22 protein-coding genes and 3 tRNA genes are annotated in these 18,964 nt (G+C 73.7%); 13 read left to right on the plus strand and 12 right to left on the minus strand.

Annotated elements, in window-relative coordinates:
* Positions 1-132 precede the first annotated feature (132 nt).
* The 4 genes from purF (at position 133) to amcA (ending at position 4,368) form a co-directional block, all read left to right on the plus strand.
* Positions 133-1,671 (plus strand): amidophosphoribosyltransferase, encoded by a 1,539-nt coding sequence (gene purF, locus AB0G14_RS04170; protein WP_357693542.1) that lies wholly within the window; start codon positions 133-135, stop codon positions 1,669-1,671.
* A 59-nt stretch (positions 1,672-1,730) separates the two neighbouring features.
* A complete protein-coding gene (purM, locus tag AB0G14_RS04175) occupies positions 1,731-2,885 on the plus strand; it encodes a phosphoribosylformylglycinamidine cyclo-ligase (RefSeq protein WP_350702130.1) in 1,155 nt (384 codons plus the stop codon).
* Positions 2,886-3,059: 174 nt separating this feature from the next.
* On the plus strand, positions 3,060-4,163 hold the full coding sequence (gene amcB, locus AB0G14_RS04180) for a cyclophane-forming radical SAM peptide maturase AmcB (protein ID WP_357693645.1): 1,104 nt from the start codon (positions 3,060-3,062) through the stop codon (positions 4,161-4,163).
* Positions 4,132-4,368 carry a multiple cyclophane-containing RiPP AmcA gene (gene amcA / locus AB0G14_RS04185; RefSeq protein WP_357693544.1) on the plus strand — a complete coding sequence of 79 codons (237 nt, stop codon included), beginning with the start codon at positions 4,132-4,134 and terminating at the stop codon, positions 4,366-4,368. Before amcB ends, amcA begins: the two co-directional genes overlap by 32 nt.
* Before the next feature lie 148 nt (positions 4,369-4,516).
* On the opposite strand, the gene AB0G14_RS04190 is transcribed toward amcA, so the two are convergent.
* Together AB0G14_RS04190 and AB0G14_RS04195 are read right to left on the minus strand one after the other, a co-directional pair.
* Positions 4,517-4,732 carry a DUF3073 domain-containing protein gene (locus AB0G14_RS04190; protein ID WP_091099829.1) on the minus strand — a complete coding sequence of 72 codons (216 nt, stop codon included), beginning with the start codon at positions 4,730-4,732 and terminating at the stop codon, positions 4,517-4,519.
* Positions 4,733-5,022: 290 nt separating this feature from the next.
* Positions 5,023-6,105, minus strand: coding sequence for a Glu/Leu/Phe/Val dehydrogenase dimerization domain-containing protein (locus AB0G14_RS04195; RefSeq protein WP_357693546.1), 1,083 nt, complete (start codon positions 6,103-6,105; stop codon positions 5,023-5,025).
* A gap of 171 nt (positions 6,106-6,276) precedes the next feature.
* On the opposite strand from AB0G14_RS04195, the gene AB0G14_RS04200 reads away from it, so the two are divergent.
* Together AB0G14_RS04200 and AB0G14_RS04205 are read left to right on the plus strand one after the other, a co-directional pair.
* Complete coding sequence (locus tag AB0G14_RS04200; protein ID WP_350702125.1) at positions 6,277-7,116, plus strand: hypothetical protein; 840 nt, start codon at positions 6,277-6,279, stop codon at positions 7,114-7,116.
* 251 nt (positions 7,117-7,367) lie between these two features.
* Positions 7,368-7,577 carry a BldC family transcriptional regulator gene (locus AB0G14_RS04205; protein ID WP_007073996.1) on the plus strand — a complete coding sequence of 70 codons (210 nt, stop codon included), beginning with the start codon at positions 7,368-7,370 and terminating at the stop codon, positions 7,575-7,577.
* A gap of 165 nt (positions 7,578-7,742) precedes the next feature.
* Here AB0G14_RS04205 and AB0G14_RS04210 read toward each other — a convergent pair whose 3' ends face one another.
* Entirely contained in the window at positions 7,743-8,141 is a 399-nt protein-coding gene (locus tag AB0G14_RS04210; RefSeq protein ID WP_357693548.1) for a PPOX class F420-dependent oxidoreductase, read from the minus strand.
* Between the two features lie 53 nt (positions 8,142-8,194).
* On the opposite strand from AB0G14_RS04210, the gene AB0G14_RS04215 reads away from it, so the two are divergent.
* Positions 8,195-8,974: a class I SAM-dependent methyltransferase gene (locus tag AB0G14_RS04215; protein ID WP_357693550.1), complete on the plus strand. Its 780-nt coding sequence runs from the start codon at positions 8,195-8,197 to the stop codon at positions 8,972-8,974.
* Positions 8,975-9,022: 48 nt separating this feature from the next.
* Here AB0G14_RS04215 and AB0G14_RS04220 read toward each other — a convergent pair whose 3' ends face one another.
* On the minus strand, positions 9,023-9,319 hold the full coding sequence (locus tag AB0G14_RS04220; protein ID WP_357693551.1) for a hypothetical protein: 297 nt from the start codon (positions 9,317-9,319) through the stop codon (positions 9,023-9,025).
* Between the two features lie 162 nt (positions 9,320-9,481).
* Here AB0G14_RS04220 and AB0G14_RS04225 point away from each other — a divergent pair, with 162 nt between their 5' ends.
* Together AB0G14_RS04225 and AB0G14_RS04230 are read left to right on the plus strand one after the other, a co-directional pair.
* Entirely contained in the window at positions 9,482-10,339 is an 858-nt protein-coding gene (locus AB0G14_RS04225; RefSeq protein WP_357693552.1) for a 3-hydroxyacyl-CoA dehydrogenase family protein, read from the plus strand.
* Complete coding sequence (locus tag AB0G14_RS04230; RefSeq protein ID WP_357693553.1) at positions 10,336-11,079, plus strand: enoyl-CoA hydratase/isomerase family protein; 744 nt, start codon at positions 10,336-10,338, stop codon at positions 11,077-11,079. The genes AB0G14_RS04225 and AB0G14_RS04230 overlap by 4 nt, the downstream gene beginning before the upstream one ends.
* Before the next feature lie 133 nt (positions 11,080-11,212).
* On the opposite strand, the gene AB0G14_RS04235 is transcribed toward AB0G14_RS04230, so the two are convergent.
* Positions 11,213-12,562 carry an ABC transporter substrate-binding protein gene (locus tag AB0G14_RS04235; RefSeq protein ID WP_357693554.1) on the minus strand — a complete coding sequence of 450 codons (1,350 nt, stop codon included), beginning with the start codon at positions 12,560-12,562 and terminating at the stop codon, positions 11,213-11,215.
* 155 nt (positions 12,563-12,717) lie between these two features.
* On the opposite strand from AB0G14_RS04235, the gene AB0G14_RS04240 reads away from it, so the two are divergent.
* Positions 12,718-13,107, plus strand: a complete 390-nt coding sequence (locus AB0G14_RS04240; RefSeq protein ID WP_357693555.1) for a hypothetical protein — start codon at positions 12,718-12,720, stop codon at positions 13,105-13,107.
* 54 nt (positions 13,108-13,161) lie between these two features.
* Positions 13,162-13,869 carry a DUF2786 domain-containing protein gene (locus tag AB0G14_RS04245; RefSeq protein ID WP_357693557.1) on the plus strand — a complete coding sequence of 236 codons (708 nt, stop codon included), beginning with the start codon at positions 13,162-13,164 and terminating at the stop codon, positions 13,867-13,869.
* 65 nt (positions 13,870-13,934) lie between these two features.
* Here the strand turns inward: AB0G14_RS04245 and AB0G14_RS04250 are convergent, their stop codons facing one another.
* Positions 13,935-14,450: an SRPBCC family protein gene (locus AB0G14_RS04250; RefSeq protein WP_357693559.1), complete on the minus strand. Its 516-nt coding sequence runs from the start codon at positions 14,448-14,450 to the stop codon at positions 13,935-13,937.
* Between the two features lie 212 nt (positions 14,451-14,662).
* Here AB0G14_RS04250 and AB0G14_RS04255 point away from each other — a divergent pair, with 212 nt between their 5' ends.
* Positions 14,663-15,646 (plus strand): hypothetical protein, encoded by a 984-nt coding sequence (locus tag AB0G14_RS04255; RefSeq protein WP_357693561.1) that lies wholly within the window; start codon positions 14,663-14,665, stop codon positions 15,644-15,646.
* Between the two features lie 67 nt (positions 15,647-15,713).
* Positions 15,714-15,845 carry a hypothetical protein gene (locus AB0G14_RS04260; RefSeq protein ID WP_357693563.1) on the plus strand — a complete coding sequence of 44 codons (132 nt, stop codon included), beginning with the start codon at positions 15,714-15,716 and terminating at the stop codon, positions 15,843-15,845.
* A 174-nt stretch (positions 15,846-16,019) separates the two neighbouring features.
* On the opposite strand, the gene AB0G14_RS04265 is transcribed toward AB0G14_RS04260, so the two are convergent.
* The 6 genes from AB0G14_RS04265 to idi form a co-directional block, all read right to left on the minus strand.
* Positions 16,020-16,093: transfer RNA gene (locus AB0G14_RS04265), tRNA-Phe, on the minus strand.
* Between the two features lie 101 nt (positions 16,094-16,194).
* Positions 16,195-16,271 (minus strand) — tRNA-Asp (locus tag AB0G14_RS04270).
* 32 nt (positions 16,272-16,303) lie between these two features.
* A tRNA-Glu gene (locus AB0G14_RS04275) sits at positions 16,304-16,376 on the minus strand.
* A gap of 154 nt (positions 16,377-16,530) precedes the next feature.
* Positions 16,531-17,331, minus strand: coding sequence for a polysaccharide deacetylase family protein (locus AB0G14_RS04280; protein ID WP_357693565.1), 801 nt, complete (start codon positions 17,329-17,331; stop codon positions 16,531-16,533).
* A 75-nt stretch (positions 17,332-17,406) separates the two neighbouring features.
* Positions 17,407-18,360 carry a MerR family transcriptional regulator gene (locus tag AB0G14_RS04285; RefSeq protein ID WP_357693567.1) on the minus strand — a complete coding sequence of 318 codons (954 nt, stop codon included), beginning with the start codon at positions 18,358-18,360 and terminating at the stop codon, positions 17,407-17,409.
* Positions 18,350-18,961 carry an isopentenyl-diphosphate Delta-isomerase gene (idi, locus tag AB0G14_RS04290; RefSeq protein WP_357693569.1) on the minus strand — a complete coding sequence of 204 codons (612 nt, stop codon included), beginning with the start codon at positions 18,959-18,961 and terminating at the stop codon, positions 18,350-18,352. Before idi ends, AB0G14_RS04285 begins: the two co-directional genes overlap by 11 nt.
* Between the last annotated feature and the right edge of the window lie 3 nt (positions 18,962-18,964).

Below are 18,964 nucleotides of genomic sequence, written 5' to 3' on the forward strand. Positions count from 1 at the left end.
TATCGTGACTTTCTGTGTCGACGCGGATTCGCGTACACTGTCAGGCGACGACAGTGGTCCCGGCCGAGGAGTGCGAATCCCGCCCCCCGCGTGGTTCGCCAGGCCGGTCCAGACCAGCATGAGGGAGCGCAGGTGCCCCGAGGCGACGGCCGGCTGAGCCACGACCTTGATCCCCAACGACCAGGCCCCCAGGACGCGTGTGGCGTCTTCGGTGTCTGGGCGCCCGGGGAGGAGGTCGCAAACCTCACCTACTTCGGGCTATACGCCCTCCAGCACCGTGGCCAGGAGGCCGCCGGCATCGCGGTGAGCGACGGCTCCGGCGTCGTGGTCTACAAGGACCTCGGCCTGGTCGCCCAGGTCTTCGACGAGCCGACCCTGGCCAGTCTTCGCGGGCACGTGGCGATCGGCCATGCCCGCTACTCCACCACCGGCGGTTCGACCTGGGAGAACGCCCAGCCGACCATCCGGTCCACCAGCTCCGGCACCACGATCGCGCTGGCGCACAACGGCAACCTGGTCAACACGGCCGACCTCCAGCGCGAGGTCACCGAGCGGGGCCTGGTCGCCGACGGCTCGACCAACGACACCTCCCTGGTGACGATGCTGTTGGCCAGCCGCCCCGACCTGTCGGTGGAGGCGGCCGCGCTGGAGGTGCTGCCGCAGCTGCGCGGCGCGTTCAGCTTCGTCTTCATGGACGAGTCGACCCTCTACGCGGCCCGCGACCCGCACGGCGTACGCCCGCTGGTGCTGGGCCGGCTGGAGCGCGGCTGGGTGGTGGCGAGCGAGACCGCCGCCCTGGACATCGTCGGCGCGAGCGTGGTCCGCGAGGTCGAACCCGGCGAGCTGATCGCGATCGACGAGGACGGCCTGCGTTCCAGCCGGTTCGCCGCCCCGGAGCCGAAGGGCTGCCTCTTCGAGTACGTCTACATCGCGCGTCCGGACGCCACGATCGCCGGCCGCAACGTGCACGCGGCCCGGGTGCAGATCGGTCGCCAGTTGGCCAAGGAGCACCCGGTCGAGGCCGACCTGGTCATCCCGGTGCCGGAGTCCGGCACCCCGGCCGCGATCGGCTACGCCGAGGAGTCCGGGATCACCTACGGCGCCGGCCTGATGAAGAACCCGTACGTCGGGCGCACCTTCATCCAGCCGTCGCAGACCCTGCGCCAGCTCGGCATCCGACTCAAGCTCAACCCGCTGCGGGCGAACGTCCGGGGCAAGCGGCTGGTCGTGGTCGACGACTCGATCGTGCGCGGCAACACCCAGCGGGCGATCGTGCGGATGCTGCGCGAGGCCGGCGCGCTGGAGGTGCACGTGCGCATCTCCTCGCCGCCGGTCAAGTGGCCGTGCTTCTACGGCATCGACTTCGCCACCCGGGCCGAGTTGCTGGCCAACGGGCTGGACACCGAGGGCGTCCGCCGCTCGATCGGCGCCGACACGCTCGGCTACGTGTCCCTCTCCGGCCTGATCGCCGCCACCGAGCAGCCGAAGACCCGGCTGTGCCGCGCGTGCTTCGACGGGGAGTACCCGATCGACCTGCCCGCCGGCAACCTGATCGGCAAGCACGTGCTCGAGGGGGTGGGCCGGCGGGTCACCGCGGCGCCCGACGCTCCCGAGCACACCACCCCTCCGCTCGTCGCCACTCCGGGCGGCGCGACAACACACCGCCCGTAGCACCACCCGGCGCGGCCGGTCACCGCCGGCGCGGCGCCAGAACCACAAAGGGGAGAACCGTGACGCACGTGTCCGAGCGCAGCGGCGCAGGAAGCAGCCCGACCGGCGCCGGCGGCGACCGTCAGCCCTGGACGGCCGGCACCGGCCGACCGGCACGCAAACGGTCGGTCTCGTACGCGGACGCCGGGGTCTCGATCGAGGCGGGCGACCGGGCGGTCGAGCTGCTGAAGTCGAAGGTGAAGCAGACCCGGCGCCCGGAGGTGATGGGCGACCTGGGTGGCTTCGCCGGGCTGTTCCGGCTGGACACGAAGAAGTACAAGAACCCGATCCTGGCCTCGTCCACCGACGGCGTCGGCACCAAGCTGGTGATCGCGCAGCAGATGGACATCCACGACACGGTCGGCATCGACCTCGTCGCGATGGTCGTCGACGACCTGGTCGCCTGCGGCGCCGAGCCGCTCTTCCTGCTCGACTACATCGCCACCGGCGAGGTCGTGCCGGACAAGGTCGCCGAGATCGGCGCCGGCATCGCCGACGGCTGCCGGTACGCGGGCTGCGCCCTGCTGGGCGGCGAGACCGCCGAGCACCCCGGCGTGCTCCGCCCGGACGAGTACGACATCTCCGCCACCGGCGTCGGCGTGGTGGAGGAGGCCGACATCCTCAGCCCGGAGCGGGTCGAGGTGGGCGACGTGGTCATCGCGATGCGCTCCTCCGGCCTGCACTCCAACGGCTACTCCCTGGTTCGGCACGTGCTGCTGGGCGCCGGCCGGATGCGGCTCGACGTGGTGATCGACGACTTCGGCCGGCAGCGCACCCTCGGCGAGGAACTGCTCACCCCGACCAAGATCTACGCGCAGGACTGCCTCAAGCTGATCGCCGAGGCCGAGGTGCGGTCCATCGCCCACGTCACGGGCGGCGGCATCCCCGGCAACCTCGTGCGGGTGCTTCCCGAGCACGTCGACGCGGTGGTCAACCGGTCCACCTGGAAGCCGCAGCCGATCTTCGACCTGATCCAGACCAAGGGGCGGATCGAGGACCCGGAGATGGAGGCGACGTTCAACATGGGCGTCGGCATGTTCGCGATCGTCTCCGCCGAGGACGCGGACCGCGCGCTGGCCACGCTGACCGGCCGCGGCGTCGACGCGTGGCAGGCCGGCGAGATCATCGAGGGCTCCGGCAACGTGCAGATGATCGGGCAGCACACCCGGGGATGATGATCACGCTCCGGTGACCGTACGGGCACCTGATCAGGGCTTCACCCGAGTGGCCGTCGCCGCCTAGCCTGAGGGGCACCCTCAACGCTGTCGGGTCACCCCCTCACCGGGGCCCCGACGGCCCCTCAGGCGCGGAGGAGGGCAATGGCTGCTCGGGGACAGTCGTTCAGCGGGATGCGCGGCCTGGCCGCTGTCCCCTCGTACGTCGTGATGCAGCCGACCACCCTGTGCAACCTGGACTGCGCCTACTGCTACCTGCCGTTCCGGGCGGTCGACCGGCGGATGCCGGTGCCGGTGGCCGAGGCGGTGGCCGCGTCGGTCAACCCGTGGGCGGCGGCGGGCCGCTTCTCGGTGGTGTGGCACGGCGGGGAGCCGCTCGCCGCCGGCCGGGAGCATCTCGCCGCGCTGATCGCGCCCTTCGGGCCCGAGGTCGAGCACCACGTGCAGACCAACGCCACGCTGATCGACGACGCGTGGTGCGCGTTCTTCACCGAGCACCGGGTGCGGGTGAGCGTGAGCGTGGACGGCCCGCGGGAGCGCAACGGCGACCGGGTCACCCGGGCCGGCGGGCCGGCGTACGACCGGATCGTGCGCGGGGTGGCGGCGCTGCGCCGGCACGGGCTGCCGTTCTCGGCGCTGGCGGTGGTGGGCCGCCCGGAGCCGGGCCTCGCCACCGAGCTGTACGACTACTTCCTCGGCCTGGGGTGTGACGTGCTCGGCGTCAACATCGAGGAGACCGAGGGGGTCAACCTCCGCGACAACTCCCACGACGCCCGGGCGGTGACCGCGTTCTGGGCGGAACTGGTGGCGGCCTGGCGGCGGGAGCCCCGGATCCACCTGCGCGAGGTCGAGTGGTCGTTGCGGTACGCCGCCGCCGTGCTGGACGGCACCGCCGACGACGTGCTGCCCCGGCGGCTGGACCCGATCCCGACCGTCGGCCACGACGGCTCGGTGACGGTGCTCTCGCCCGAGCTGGCCGGCTTCACCGACGTCCGGTACGGCGACTTCAGCAGCGGCAACGTGCTGACCACGCCGCTGGCCGACATCCTCGCCCACGCGGGCCGGACGCCCTGGGTCGGTGAGTTCCTCGCCGGTGTCGAGGCGTGCCGTACGTCCTGCCCATACTTCGGTTTCTGCGGCGGCGGCCACGCCGCCAACCGCTACTTCGAGCTGGGGCGTTTCGACGGTACGGAGACCGCACACTGCCGCAACAGCAAGATCCACCTACTGGAGGGAGTGTTGGAGCATGCCCGAGACCACCAGTCACCGGCAGCCTGAGCGTGGGGTGGACGCCGCCACGGGCCAGGTCGCCGATCGGGTGCGGGAAGCCGCGCCGGGACTCACCGCTCTGCTCCACGAGGCCGAGGCCGCGCGGCGACTGCGGGCGGAGGTGGCGGGCGGCGACGGCGCGAGCGCCGTCTGCGCCTGGAACCACTTCGAGAACATCCCGACGTTCTACAACTGGAACAACCGGCCCCGCTGAGGCCGCCACACCGGGATCAGGGACCTGCCGGGCAGCCGGAGTCGCCTCCGGGACGGCATGGTCCCTGATCGTCGGTGTTGGCGCCGCTTCTGATGGGCACATGCGTGAGCACGCGGGGGATTACCGCGTGCTCAGCTGCGACCGGAGGTCAGCGGGTCGGACGTACCCAGGGATCCGGGTCTTCGTCCGCGTGATCCTCATCATCGTCGTCGACATACTCTTTGTAGTCGTCGTCGAAGTTGTGCTCAGACTTACCAGCACCCGCCAACTCGCGCTGCAAGGCGGTGAGGTCGGTGTTCGGGGAGTGGTACTTCAACTCCCGCGCCACCTTCGTCTGCTTGGCCTTAGCACGGCCGCGCCCCATGGCTCGACCCCCTCGCACAGAATGCGGGGCAGCCCGAAGGCGGGCCCCGATGACGTCAGGCATCTCTCGTGGCTCTTACGGTACATGGGGATGCCATCGTTCGGCACCTCGGGTTACCGTCGACCGGTGCCGCGCGTCGCGGTCATCCAGCCGTCACCGATTGTACCGGGTAAGGAGCGGTGCCGGGAGCGCCCGTGACACCGGACAAAGTCCGACGAAATCAGCTTAACGGCGCGCTTCGGCGCGGCGGCGCCGGAGGCGGAACCGGGCCGGCTCCGCCTCCGTGACGCTCATCGCAGGTGGATCGTGCGCAGCCGGCCGACGTCGGCCATCCGCCGCTCCGCGAGCCGGTCCGCCGCCACCGCCGGGGGCACGCCCTCGGCGTCGGCGAGCTGGAGGATCTCCCGGGTGGTGTCGTAGATCCGGGTCGCGCGCAGCTTGGCCCGCTCGAAGTTGAAGCCCTCGATCTCGTCGGCCACCTGGATCACGCCGCCGGCGTTCACCACGTAGTCCGGGGCGTAGAGGATGCCGCGGTCGGCCAGCAGCTTCTCGATGCCCGAGTGGGCGAGCTGGTTGTTCGCCGCGCCGGTGACCACCTTGGCGCGCAGCGCCGGCACCGTGTCGTCGTTGAGCGCGCCGCCGAGCGCGCACGGGGCGTACACGTCGATGTCGGCGGCGACCAGCGCGGCGGCGTCGTCGACGAGCGCGACCTGCGGGTGGGTGTTGCGCGCCCACTCCAGGGCCTTCGGGTTGACGTCGGTCGCCACCACCTCGGCGCCGTCGTCGAGCAGGTGGCCGACCAGGTACTTGCCGACCTTGCCCAGGCCGGCCACGCCGACCCGCCTGCCGGCCAGGGTCGGTGAGCCCCAGACGTGCTCGGCGGCGGCCCGCATGCCCTGGAACACGCCCCAGGCGGTGAGGATCGAGGAGTCGCCGGCGCCGCCGTGCTCGACGCTGCGGCCGGTGACGTATGACGTCTCCCGGGCGATCACGTCCATGTCGGCGACGTAGGTGCCGACGTCGCAGGCGGTGTAGTAACGCCCGGCGAGGGACTCCACGAAGCGGCCGTACGCGCGCAGCAGCGCCTCGCTCTTGACCCGCTCGGGGTCACCCCAGATGACCGCCTTGCCGCCGCCGAGGTCGAGCCCGGCCAGGGCGTTCTTGTACGCCATGCCCCGGGACAGGTCGAGCACGTCGGCGAGGGCGGCCTCCTCGTTCGCGTACGGGTAGAACCGGGTGCCGCCGAGCGCGGGGCCGAGCGCGGTGGAGTAGATCCCGATGATCGCCTTCAGGCCGGACTGCTTGTCCTGGCAGAACACGACCTGTTCGTGACCGGTGGATCCCGGGTCGTCGTTGCTGGCGAATACGCCCATGAGTAGCTCCTGGTGTGGGGTGCGTCCTTGTGGGACGTGGACCTGTGGACGCCGGCGGGATGCTGCCGGTGCCGCTGAGCCTAGTATCGGCCGACGCCGTCCGACCGCCCACGGCGCGCGTGATCGCGGCGCCGACGACGGTCGGGTTCCGATTCGTGGGAGGATCGCGCCGTGCCGTCGCTCTTCGCTTCTTACCTGCGCGTGTACGAGCCCCTGACCGCTTTCGACCGGGACCGCCAGACGTACTGGCGCCGCTACGTCGAGCAGGGGCGGGCGGTGGCCCCCGTGGAGGGGCCCGGCCGGCAACGGACGTCCGTGATCGAGGCGCTCGGCGCGGGCTGGACGCGGCTGCCCGACCTGCCGGACGAGGCGTACGTGCTGGAGGCCGACGACACGCTGCTGGTCTGCCCGTGGAACCTGCGCATCCGGGTGGCCGAGGCGGCGCTGAGCGCGCGCGACGGCGTGCCGCCGGTGCTGGCCGACGCGTTCGTGCCGCCGGTGCTCGCCGGGCAGGCCAAGGCGGTGGTGGAGGACTGGCGCAGTGGGGCCCGCGTGCTGGAGCACGGCGTGCCCCGGCTGCACGAGCAGATCGCGACGTGGGGTGTGCCGCTGCGCTGGTTCGTGCTCTTCGACCCGGAGGAGCGGCACCACGTGACCCGTCCGGGCCGGCGGGCGCTGCGCTTCCGGACGGAGATCTCGAAGGCGCGGCGCCGGTCGTCGCGGGCACTGTCGGTGCTGCGCAAGTCTGTCGGCGACGCGCCGATCACGGAGGCGGTCGAGGAGGCCGCCCGCTGGCTGGAGGAGTTCCACCCCCGCTCGATGGTGGAGCTGGACTACGGCGGCCTGGTCGACCTGCTCTCCGACGAGACGCTGGCCGCCGACGACTCGCCCGAGCTGGTGGCGAGCGGGCTCGCCGGGCTGTCCCGGGGCGAGGCCGAGGAGGCCTCGGCGGCGTACGACAAGCTGGTCGCGCGGTGGCGTGCGGTGCAACTGTTGGAACGGTGCAACTGACGACAATCCACCCAAGCGGGGCCGCGAAGGCGAGGCGTCATCGTAGTTGACGCATCACGAACCGTGATCATGAGTCCGAATAAGGTACTTTCTGCCGTGTAAAAGTCGCATAAATCGGGCATGGTTCATCCGTCCGTCTAGGGACGTTCGGCCGTTCGGCCCATGTCGGACATCGGGGACTAGCCGGACCATGGGAGACGCGTCGGCCGGCGGGACCCCGGCCGATGTCTATACATGTGGAGGAGTGACCGATGGCATCGCGAACGCACGAACCAGAGCCGCTACTCACGCCGGCCGAGGTGGCGTCGATGTTCCGTGTCGACCCGAAGACGGTGACCCGGTGGGCCAAGGCTGGCAAGCTAAGCGCCATCCGCACCCTGGGGGGCCACCGTCGGTACCGCGAGTCGGAGGTCAGGGCCCTGCTGCAGGGGCAGATCCCCCAGCAGCGCCAGGGGGACTGACGGCCGGAAGTCAAACAGGTGTGCACGAGGGGCGGCGGACACGGTCCGCCGCCCCTCGTCGTGTCGGGGCCCGGCCGGTCGGCGCCCGCGCGGCCGGACCGGTTGCGCACGCCGGCCGCACCGGCGCACCCACCGCCGCACGGCGACGGCGGGGCGGCGCGCGGGTCAGTCGCCGCCCGACGGCCGGCCGGCGAGCGATACCCGGATGCCGACCGTGCCGCCCTCGCCCCGGCGCAACCGGCTGCCGAGCAGGCTGAGCCGCCCGATCATCCGGTACTTCCGCTTGATCAGGTCGCGGATCCGTCGGGTGTCGGCCGGGCCGCAGAGCGTCGCGTGGGCGGGCACCGCCTCGCCGTGCGGGCGGCCCCGGACGTCGCACGGCGCGACCGTGACGTCCCCGCTGCGCCGGATCCGCTTCACCTTGCCGGAATCCGCCGCCGACCACACCGCCAGCGCGTCGCCGTCGCGGACCGCCCAGACCGGCGTCGGCACCGCCCGCCCGTCCTTGCGGAACGTCGTCAGCAGGATGTATTTCTCCGCGGCGAGGCGGTCCAGTGTGGCCACCCCGTCAGGATACGGCCGCCGCGGCTGACTGACCGGCCGGATAGCGTGAAGCCGTGACGGTGGAACCACGGATCGGTGACGTCTTCGGCGAGATGCTGCGCGACGCGTTCGCCGTCGCCACCGGCATCGGCCCCCGGCCGCTGGCCGGCGGGCGGCTGCCACGGCCGGTCATCGAGATCATCGAGCGGGACGACGGGCTGATCAACGGCGCGCCCGCCGCGCACTACCTGGACGGCCCGGCCGACTGGCAGCCGTACGACCACCGGGCGGTGGACCGGGTCGAGGGCGCCACCCTGGACGTCGGGGTCGGGGCGGGTCGGATCGCGCTGCTGCTCCAGGAACGGGACGTGCCGGTCACCGGGCTGGACACCTCGGCCGGCGCGCTGGCCGTCTGCCGCCGCCGGGGCGTACGCGAGCTGGTGCACGGGACGGTCGACTCGCACGTCGCCGACGGCCGGCGCTACGACACGTTCCTGCTGCTCGGCAACAACGTCGGGCTGCTGGAGGGGCGGGAGCGGGCCCCGGCCCTGCTGGCGGCGCTCGCCGCGCTGGCCCGGCCGGGCGCGCGGGTCATCGCGCAGGGCACCGACCCGTACGGCACCCGGGACCCGCTGCACACGGGCTACCACGAGCGCAACCGGCGCCGGGGCCGGCTCGGCGGGCAGCTCCGGCTCCGCCTGCGCTACCGGGAACTGGGCACCGAGTGGTTCGACTACCTGGTCTGCTCGCCCGACGAACTCGCCGAGCTGGTCCGGGGCACCGCCTGGCGACTGACCGACGTGGACGACCACGACGCCCCGTACTACCTGGCCACCCTGCGCCTGTCCGGCTGACGCCCGGGGCCCGCCGCGCGGCGGCACCCCGGACGACCGGCGTACGCCTCAGACCTGAACGGTCGGGGGGAGCTGCTCGGGCGGGAGGCCGCCGTCGCCGTCGACCACCTCGTCCGGGGTGCCGTCCTCGTCGAGGTCGACCATCGTGACGTCCACCTTGCCGTCGTGGTCGGTGTCGAACTGGAACAGGTCGGGCCTGCCGTCCCCGTCGGTGTCGGCCACCCAGACGTCGGTGCGGCCGTCGTTGTTGGTGTCCGCGCGCAGCAGGTCGATCCGCTCGTCCCCGCGGGTCTCCACCGTCTCCGCCGCGTCCGCACTGTCCACGGTCTCCGGTGCCTGGCTCATCTCGGTTCGTCCTTCCCTCGGTTGACGGCCGTCGTACCCGATCCGCGCCGCCCCCACGCATGTCGGGGCGAGCGTCGCTGCATAGGGTCGGCCCATGAGCGAGTGGAGCGGGTGGCGGAGCGCGGGTCAACCCCGGGTCGCCGCCGGAGGCAGGGAGGCGTCATGAGCGACCGCTTTGTCGTCGTCGGGGCCGGCACGATGGGGCTCGGCATCGCGTACGTGGCGGCCGGGGCCGGGCACGCCGTCGAGCTGGTCGAGGTGGACCGGGCCCGGGGCGCCGCGGCCGTGGACCGGCTCGGTGAGCTGTGGGACAGGGCGGTGGGGCGCGGCAGGCTGACCGCCGACCAGGCCGCGACGAACCGGGGGCGGGTGACGCTGCGGGCCGCGCTCGCCGACGTCGCGCAGGAGCCGGCCGTGGTGGTGGAGGCCGTACCGGAGCGGCCGGACCTCAAGCGGGCGGTGCTGCGCGAGGCCGAGGCGCTGCGCCCGGCGCTGCTGGGCAGCAACACGTCCAGCATCTCGATAGCCGAACTGGCCGACGGGTTGGCACGGCCCGAGCGCTTCCTCGGGCTGCACTTCTTCAACCCGGTCTGGGCGATGGCGCTGCTGGAGGTCGTGGTCGGTCCGGCGACCGCCGACGAGACCACCGCCGCAGCCGTCGCGCTCGCCGGCCGGCTGGGCAAGGACCCCGTCGTCGTACGCGACATGCCCGGCTTCGCCACCTCCCGGCTCGGGGTCACCCTCGGCCTGGAGGCGATCCGGATGGTCGCCGACGGGGTGGCCAGCCCGGCCGACATCGACAAGGCGATGGTGCTCGGCTACCGGCACCCGATCGGCCCGCTGGAGCTGACCGACCTGGTCGGGCTGGACGTGCGGCTGGACATCGCGCGCACCCTCCAGGCCGCGTACGGGGACCGGTTCGCGCCGCCGCCGCTGCTGGCGGAGATGGTGGCCGCCGGCAGGCTGGGCAAGAAGTCCGGTCAGGGCTTCTACCGCTGGGAAGGCGGGGTGAAGTCGTGAGCGGGCTGCGGGTCGAGGAGCGGCCGGACCGGCTGGTGGTCACGCTCGACCGGCCGGAGAAGCGCAACGCCATCGACGCCGACCTGATCGCCGAGCTGCACCAGGTCTGCGCGGAGCTGGAGGCGCGCCCCCGCCTGCTGCTGCTCACGGGCGGGACCGAGGGCATCTTCGCCGGCGGCGCGGACATCGGGCAACTGCGCGAGCGGGGCCGGCTGGACGCGCTCGCGGCGATCAACTCCGCCGCCTTCGCCCGGATCAGGGCGCTGCCGATGCCGACCGTGGCGGCGGTGGACGGGCCGGCGCTGGGCGGCGGCGCCGAGCTGGCGTACGCCTGCGACCTGCGGGTCTGCACCGAGCGGGCGGTGTTCGGGCAGCCGGAGGTGCGGTTGGGCATCCTGGCCGGCGCGGGCGCGACCCACCGGCTGCCGGCACTGGTCGGGGAGGCCCGGGCCAAGGAACTGCTCTTCACCGGCCGCCGGGTGGACGCCGAGGAGGCGCTGCGGATCGGCCTGGTCAACCGGGTGGTGGCCGAGCCCGACGAGCTGCTGCCCACCGCGCACGGGCTGCTGGACGAGATGGCCAAGGGATCCGCGCTGGCGCTGCGGCTGACCAAGCTGGCGGTCGACGCGCCGGCCGCCGCGCACCCGCACCTCGACCTGGTCAGCCAGGCGGTGCTCTTCGAGGACGAGGAGAAGCGCCGGCGGATGACCGACTTCCTGGAGCGGCGACGGCCCCGCTGACCTGGGGCGCCCGCGTGGCGAAGTCGGCACCCGCGACGACGGTGTCGGCACCCGCGTCGCGGCGTCGGCGGCATGACGACGACGGCCGCGCCGGTGATCCGGTGCGGCCGTCCACGTGCGACGGGTCAGCGGCTCAGTGCCGGATCTCCACGCCAGCGTCCGCGAGCGCGCGGATCACCTGCGCCGACTCCGCGAACCCGATGATCAGCACGGCGTCCGCGCCGAATTCCTTGATCTCCTTCGCCCCGGCCGTGAAGTCCACGGGGTTGGCCTTGGCGTCGGCCGGCGGCTCGTAGGCCAGCAGCTTGACCCGGTCGCCGTCGACGCCGGTGCGCTCCAGCTCGGCCTTGACGGTGGCCTGGAGGCCCTCGCCGTAGGAGTCCTTGCGGGCCACGATCGCGACCTTCTGCGGCCCGTCCCGGAGGATCACGTCGGCCAGCGCCCGTCCCTGGAGGCTGTCCGGCGGGGCGGTGCGGAAGTAGAGGCCGTTGTCGTCCAGCTTGGTCAGCCCGGCGTCGGTGTTCGAGGAGGAGAACAGGACCTTTCCGGCCCGCACCACGTCGGGCAGGACCTCGCGGGAGATCCCGGAGGCGCCGGCGCCGATGATGACGTGCACGTTCTGCTCCACGTGCCTCGCCACGGTGGCCTTGGCCACCTTCGGGTTGGTGCCGTCGTCGCCGTCGATCCAGACCACCGGCTCGCCGAGCACCCCGCCGCCCGCGTTGATCTCCTTGATCGCCAGGGCGGCCGCGGCGGCCATCGGCGGGTACGCCAGGGACAGGTCACCGGTCATCGGCAGCAGGCCGCCCACGACCAGCGGGGACCCGTCGCTGCGGTCGGTGCGGCCACCGCGCTGCTTCTTCCCCTTCGGCGGGGCCTCGGTGCTCGCCGCCGACTCGTCCCCGGCGCCGACGAACTCCGTCTTGCCGTCGTTGAGCTGCTGGCCGTCGAAGTGCACGGTCGCGTAGCTGGCGGTGGCCGGCTCGCCGGCCTCGGTGAACCCGGCCCGGGTTATCGAGACGCCTCGGTACTCCACGTCCTTGCCGGCGCGGGCCAGCGTCAGGCAGGACGCCACGTCCTCGCAACGCTGCCCGCCGTTGGTGACCCCGACGATCTGCTTGGCGACGGCGGCCGGGTCCGTGCTGCCGGCGAGCTGGGCGGCGATCGCACTGATCACCACCGCGTCGTACGTCTCGGCCGTGTAGAGGAAGTCGTTCAGCTGCGGGTCGACGGACCGTAGCCGGTTCTTGAAGCTCTCCGGCAGCGGCGTCATCGGCTTGGTGCCCTTCATGCCGTCGACGAGGCTGGCGCGGTCCTTCAGCTCAGCGGGGTACGAGTTGAGCATGTTGCCGTCGGAGCCGTAGAGGCGCACCTGGTGGGTGGTCGCCTCGTCGGGCCCCTCGGTCCCGCAGGCGCTGGTGGCGAGCAGGAACGTCGCGCAGGCGGCCAGGGTGGCTGCCCGCGAGGCGCGTGACTTGAGCATGGTCGTCCTTCCTCCGGGCGAAGGTCCGCTGCGCACATTAGCGTGCCGACATGTGCGGCGTGACCACGGAGGCGACTCAATCCGCAGGTCGTTGGCCATGCACACGGAGAGTCACCAGCGCCGATCGCTTGACCCGCTGCCCTACCGTGCGGTGCGTGACGGAATCACCACAGCAGACGCTCGACGACGCGACCGCCGTGCTCCGCTCGGCGCTGGCCGGGGACGGCGACGCGGTGGTGGGGGCGTTCGACGCGGTCGTCGACCGGTCCGGCCTGGCCGGCGCGTACGGGGTGGCCTGGTGCCTCGCCGCGACCATGGTCGGCGAGCAGGTGCCGCGGGGCACGTGCGCGCTGGACTTTCCCGGGATCGACGAGGCGGACTACGACACGCGCTGGGTGGCCCGCTTCGTCAGCGCGTACGCCAACGCCGACGCCGACACCGGCGAGGCGCTGTTCGGGGCGGCGGCGGCCGACGGGTTGCTGCCGGACTGCCTGCTCACCCTGGCCGGCTCGACGGTGGCCACCCTGCGCAGCCGGGCCGGCTGACCGGCGACCGCCGCCCGTCCCGAGCCCGACCGCCCCGCGTGACAGGCTGGGGGCATGTCCGAGGCCATGCTCAGCAAGGTGCGCAAGCTGCTGGCCCAGGCCGAGGACCCGGCCTGCACCCCCGCCGAGTCGGCCGCCTTCACCGCCAAGGCCACCGAGCTGATCGCCCGCTACGGCGTGGACCGGGCGCTGCTGGCCGCCCGGGACCCGGCCACCGACCCGGTGGGCGACCGGGTGGTCGAGCTCGTCGCGCCGTACGCCCGGGACAAGGCCGGCCTGCTCGCCGCGGTCGCCGACCCGCTGCGCTGCCGCTGTGTCCGCCGCCGGCAGGGCAGCGGCTTCGCCATGCACCTGTTCGGCTTCGCCAGCGACCTGGAACGCGTCGACCTGCTCTTCACGTCGCTGCTCGTGCAGGCCGCGCACGGGCTGGCCGCGGCCGAGGTGCCGCCCGGTGAGCATCCCGCCGCCTTCCGGCGCTCCTGGCTGGCCGGCTTCGCCCAGGTGATCGGCGTGCGGCTGAGGGCGGCCGAGGCCCACGCGGTCGCCGACTCGGGCGGGTCGTCGGTCGCGCTGGTGCTGGCCGACCGGTCGGATCGGGTGCGGCACCGCGTCGCCGAGGTGTACCCGCGCCTGCGCACCGCCGCGCCGCGCAGGCTGGCCGGCAGCGGGTTCGGCTCCGGCGCGGAGGCGGGACGCCGCGCCGACCTCGGGGGCCGGGGAGTCGCCACCGTTCCCGGCACCCGCCCGGGCATCGGCAACTGACGGCTCGGGCCACGGCGAGGGTGCCCGTGGCCGGCTGGGTGGAGGCGGCGGGTGGCGTGGGCCGGTCAGCCGGCGCCGTGGGCCACCGTGGCCGCGTAGCGGGAGAGCAGCTCGTGCCAGCCGGCGGTCAGCGCCTGCCGGTAGCCCTCCGCGGCCTCGCCGTGCCGGTCGAAGTGCCGGTGCTCGACCTCCACCCGGGTCCGCTCCGGCCCGTCCGGGTGGAAGAGGACCTCCACCTCGCTAGCCTGCGCGGGATCCGGCACCGGCGCCCGGTCGGCGCCGATCTGCCAGGTGAAGACCAGCCGTCGGGGCGGATCCCAGGTCAGCACGCGCCCCCAGTCGCAGCGGAAGCCGTACGGGCCGATCTCGTAGAGCATCCCGCCGGCGCGAGGCTCCATGCCCAGCTCGGCCAGGTGCTCCGGGCCGGACCACGTGTACTCCATCACCCACCACGCCGCCAGGGCGTCGCTGAACACCGCGAACGCCTGATCCGGTGGGGCGGGGACCAGGAGAACACTGCGCAACGAGAACTGGTCGTACTCCTGCCGGATCCCGGCCGGGTCAGCCATCTCCTGTCCCATAGGCCCGGACAATACCGGCTGATGCCCGGGTGTGCAGCTTCGCGCGCTGCCCGGTTCCGGACACCCTTTTCGTACGCCCGTACGGCGGCCGGCCGGCCGCGCCTTCGCGGGGCGGGACGGAGGCGGGACGGGACGGGATGGTCGACCGGATAGCGGGTAAGCGCGCCGGACGGTCCCGGCCGGACCGGGCCGGAGGATGCGGAGCGGGGAGCATGAGCGAGAACGCGCAGCAGCGGGAGCCGAACCGGGGCGCCGGGCCATCGCCACGGCAGGAGGGGGCGACGGAGCCGGACGTCCTGCTCGACGTACCGAAGGTGTCGGTCGACTCGATCCGGCTCGCCGTGGACGGGCTGGACGCCGACCTGTCCCTGCGGGCGCGCTTGGCCAACCTCCTCCAGCTCGACGTCGGCGTCCGGGTGCACCTGCAGGGCGTCGAGCTGGACATGACCGGGGTGCACGCCGAGGCGCAGCTCAAGGTGCGCCTGGAGAAGCTGGCCGACATCCTCGACCGGGCGCTGAGCACCATCGACCGCAACCCGCAGGTCGTCGACGCCCTGTCGCGTACGGCGACCGCCCCGGTCGACGACGTGAACCGGGCGACGCAGCAGGTGGCCGAGGTGGGCGGGCAGGTCACCTCGGCGGTGCGGCCCGGCGGCGCGACCGACGAGCTCGGTCAGCAGGTCGGTGCGATCGGCGCGGTCGCCGACCGGTCCCTGCGGGAGGCGGCTGCCCCCGGGCAGGGCGGGGAACCTGGCGCGGGCGAGGCGGCGCCGGGCGGCGGCCTCGCCAGCGGATCGGGCGGCGGTGGGGAACAGGGGCAGGCGCAACGCGCCCGGGAGCAGGCGGAGCGCGAGCGTGGCGGTGCCGAGCAGGCCCGCCGGGAGCGGGGCGGTCCCGAGCAACCGGATCGCGGACAGGGGGCGCCGGAACAGGGCGGGCCGGAGCAGGGTGTGCGGCGGCCGGGTGGTGAGGCGCCTGGCGGGGCCGGGGATGGTGGTGCCGGGCGGCGGGAGCCGTCGGGCGGCCGGCCCGAGGGCGGAGCGGGCCGGCAGCAGGAGACTCCCGGCGGCGCCGGGACGCCGCCGAGCGCGGCCCAGCTCGCCGAGCAGGCGGGGGAGACACTGCGCCATGCCGGGCGGAGCGTCTGGGAGGCGATCCAGGGCGGGATGGCGCAACACCGCCAACAGAAGCCCTGACGTCGCCTGCCGGGCAGGGACGATCATGCGGGTGATCGCCCGCAGCGGGTCGGGCGGGCCTACGACCTTGACGTCCCTCGGACGGGTTGGGCGCGCTGCGTTCACCTGGTACGCCGTGGCCATCATCCGCAAGGAGAACCGGGCGGTCGAGCTGCGGCGCCGGCGCGGCGTCCCGGCCCCGGCCCGCTACCCGTACTGAGTCTCAGCCGCTCCTCGCACGGGGCCGACAGTGGCCCAGCTCCCTCGGTGATCACCGGCGAAGAACCGCCAGCCACGGGTAGCGCCGATCGATGCGGCAGAAAGACCCTGCACGCAGAAGCGCCGACCGGCGTTTCCGCTGGTCGGCGCTTCAGTAGCCCGGCGAAAGGCTATGTGGCCAGGGGCGGGGTCGAACCGCCGACCTTCCGATTTTCAGTCGGACGCTCGTACCAACTGAGCTACCTGGCCGTGTTGCTCGGTTCATGCTACCCGCACGGCGGGCTGTCCGCCGGGAGGGTCACACGCTCCGATACGCAGAACGCCGCGCGTGGTGGGCGCGGCGTCAGCGCTGGCGGTCCTGACGGGACTTGAACCCGCGACCTCCGCCTTGACAGGGCGGCGAGCACTCCAACTGCTCCACAGGACCTAGCTTTGTTGCCTCCGGCCGAAGCCGGACCGTGCCCCCAACGGGATTCGAACCCGTGCTACCGCCTTGAAAGGGCGGCGTCCTGGGCCGCTAGACGATGAGGGCGGCCCCGCCATCATTGCACACTCGCAACTTCAAGCGGACTTGCTCCCATCCGGCCCCGCCGGAGGCTTGGATAGCTTACGTGATGGTCGGCCGCTCGACCAAACCGGTATGGCCCTGGCCACAACGATCCACAAAACCGCAGTTCAGAGGCGGTCTAGCGGAGCCGGGCGATGCCGAAGCGGCGCTTCAGGTCGGTGATCAGGTGCGGGCAGGCGGCCAGTGTCGCGGCCCGATCGCCGCCCCCGTCGTGCAGCAGCACGACCGACCCGGGCCGGGCCGCGGCGCGTACCCGCTTGATGATCGTCGCGGTGGTGGGCTTGCCCCAGTCCTGCGGGTCGACGTTCCAGTGCAGCGACCGCATGCCCAGCTGCTTGGCGACCGACACCACCTCGGGCGTCCACCGGCCGCCCGGCTGCCGGTAGAACGGCACCTTGGCGCCGGGCACCGCGGCCCGGATCGCCGCGTTGGTGCGGGCCAGGTCGCTGCGGATCTCGGCGACCGGTCGCCGGGCGAGGTCCAGGTCGTGGCGCCAACTGTGGTTGCAGAGCTGGTGCCCCTCCCGCACGATCCGCCGTACCAGATCGGGGTGGCGGCGGGCCTGGGTGCCCACCACGCAGAACGTGGCGGTGACCCGCGCCGCGCGGAGGCGGTCGAGGATCTTCGGCGTCCAGACCGGGTCGGGCCCGTCGTCGAAGGTCAACGCCACAGCCCGTACGCCCGTGCTGCGCTGTAGGCCCGGCGGCAGTTTGCTGGGCAGCGGCCGGACCGGGCGGTTGGGCGGCGGGGTGCTGCGGGTCGGGCGCGGGCTGGCCGTCGAGGTCGGCGCCGGCGGTAGCGGCGCCGAGGCGACGGGGCTGGGGCCGGCCGCCTGTGGCGGGGACGCGGAGGTGTCGCCGCAGCCGCCGAGGAGGAGGGCAAGGGCCAGACCGGATGCCAGTACGGCGCGTGGGCGCATTGTTCGCTCCCGAAGGGGGGTCGGGGTCGGCGGACCCCCGACGCTAGTGGACGGCTTTTCGTCCCGGCACCCCGGTCAGCCGGTGGTGGACTGGTCCAGCGAGTCGCGTACGGCCAGCGCGAGCGAGACCGCCTCGGTGAGGTCGAGCGGCCGCACCACCCCGGCGGGCAGCGAGTCCGCCGGCCAGCCGGGCCCGGCGGCGAGCACCAGCAGCGGCCGGCGGGGCGCGGCGAGCAGGGCGGTGAGCTGGGCGGGGTCGGCGGTGGCCGGGGCGTGCGACCAGACGACCACGGCGGCCGGCCCGGTCCGGTTGACCGCCTCGACCAGCGCCGCCACCGGCACCCGGGCACCGAGCATGCGGTAGCCCACCCCGGCCTCGGCGAGCGCGGCGGCGAGCGCCTCCAGCGGCAGGCTGTGCTGCTCCTCGTCGGCGCAGGAGAGCAGGACGCGCGGCGGCCCGGTGGGCGCGCCGGCCCGGGCGACCGCCGCGAACGCCTCCGACACGCACCGGGACACCAGGTGCTCGACCTCGATCAGGCCGGCGGTGGCGGCGTGCCGCTCCCCGATGCCGACGAGCACCGGACGCAGCAGCCCGTCCCAGGTGGCGACCACCCCGTCCGCCTCGACGGCGTGCGCGATCGCCTCGCTGATCGCCACCGAGTCCAGCCGCATGGCGGCACGGGCCAGCCCCCGGGCGGCCGGCCCGGCCCGGCCGACCGGGATCGTCGGGCCGCCGCCGTCCCGCGCGCCGGGGGTACGCGCGGGCGGGCGGGCCCCGGCGTCGGCGGCGGGTGCGGCCTCCGGCGTCCGACGGGCCCAGCGCGCCGCCTCGGCGGGGGTGACCCCCTGGGCGGTGAGCCGCCGCATGATCTCCAGGCGCGCGAGGTCGGCCGGCGTGTAGCGCCGGTGGTGTCCCGGTACGTGCTCGCTCGGGCCGAGCCCGTAGCGCTGGTGCCAGGTGCGCAGGGTGGTGACGGCGACCCCCAGCTGCCTGGCCACCGCCCCCGCGCTCAGCGCCTCATCGGCCACCCGACCGCTCCGACGCGTCGTCCGCCGGCAGCGCGGAGGGGTTCGTGGCCGCGTTCGGCGCGCCGACGGTCGGCCGCAGCAGCCGGTTCACCACCCCGCCCAACCAGGGCGCGTACGCGCGGGGATCGGCGTCGAGGTCGGCGGCCAGCTCGACGGGGTCGACCCAGCGCAGCTCGGCCACCTCGTCGGGGTCGGGCAGCAGCGGCGTGCCCGGTCGGAACCCGCCCCGCAGGACGTGGTCGTACTCGAACTCGACCCGGCCGGTGGCCGGGTCCTCGGCGTAGTAGACGTACACCCCGGCCTCGGTCAGCTCGACCGGGTCGGCGCCGAGCTCCTCGCGCAGCCGGCGGTTGGCCGCCTCGACCAGCGACTCGCCGGGCGCGGGGTGGCCGCAGCACGAGTTGGCCCAGCGCAGCGGGAAGCGGGTCTTCACCCCGGCCCGGCGCTGGAGCAGCACCCGGCCCTCGGGGTCGACGAGCAGCACCGAGAAGGCGCGGTGCAGCTGGCCCGGGGGCTGGTGCGCGGCGGACACGGTGGTCTCGCCCCGTGCGCGCCCGGCGTCGTCGACGAGCTCGACGAGGTGCTTCTCGCGGGTGGTCACGGC

It is taken from the genome of Micromonospora sp. NPDC023814 (assembly GCF_040639595.1).
Classification (GTDB): domain Bacteria; phylum Actinomycetota; class Actinomycetes; order Mycobacteriales; family Micromonosporaceae; genus Micromonospora.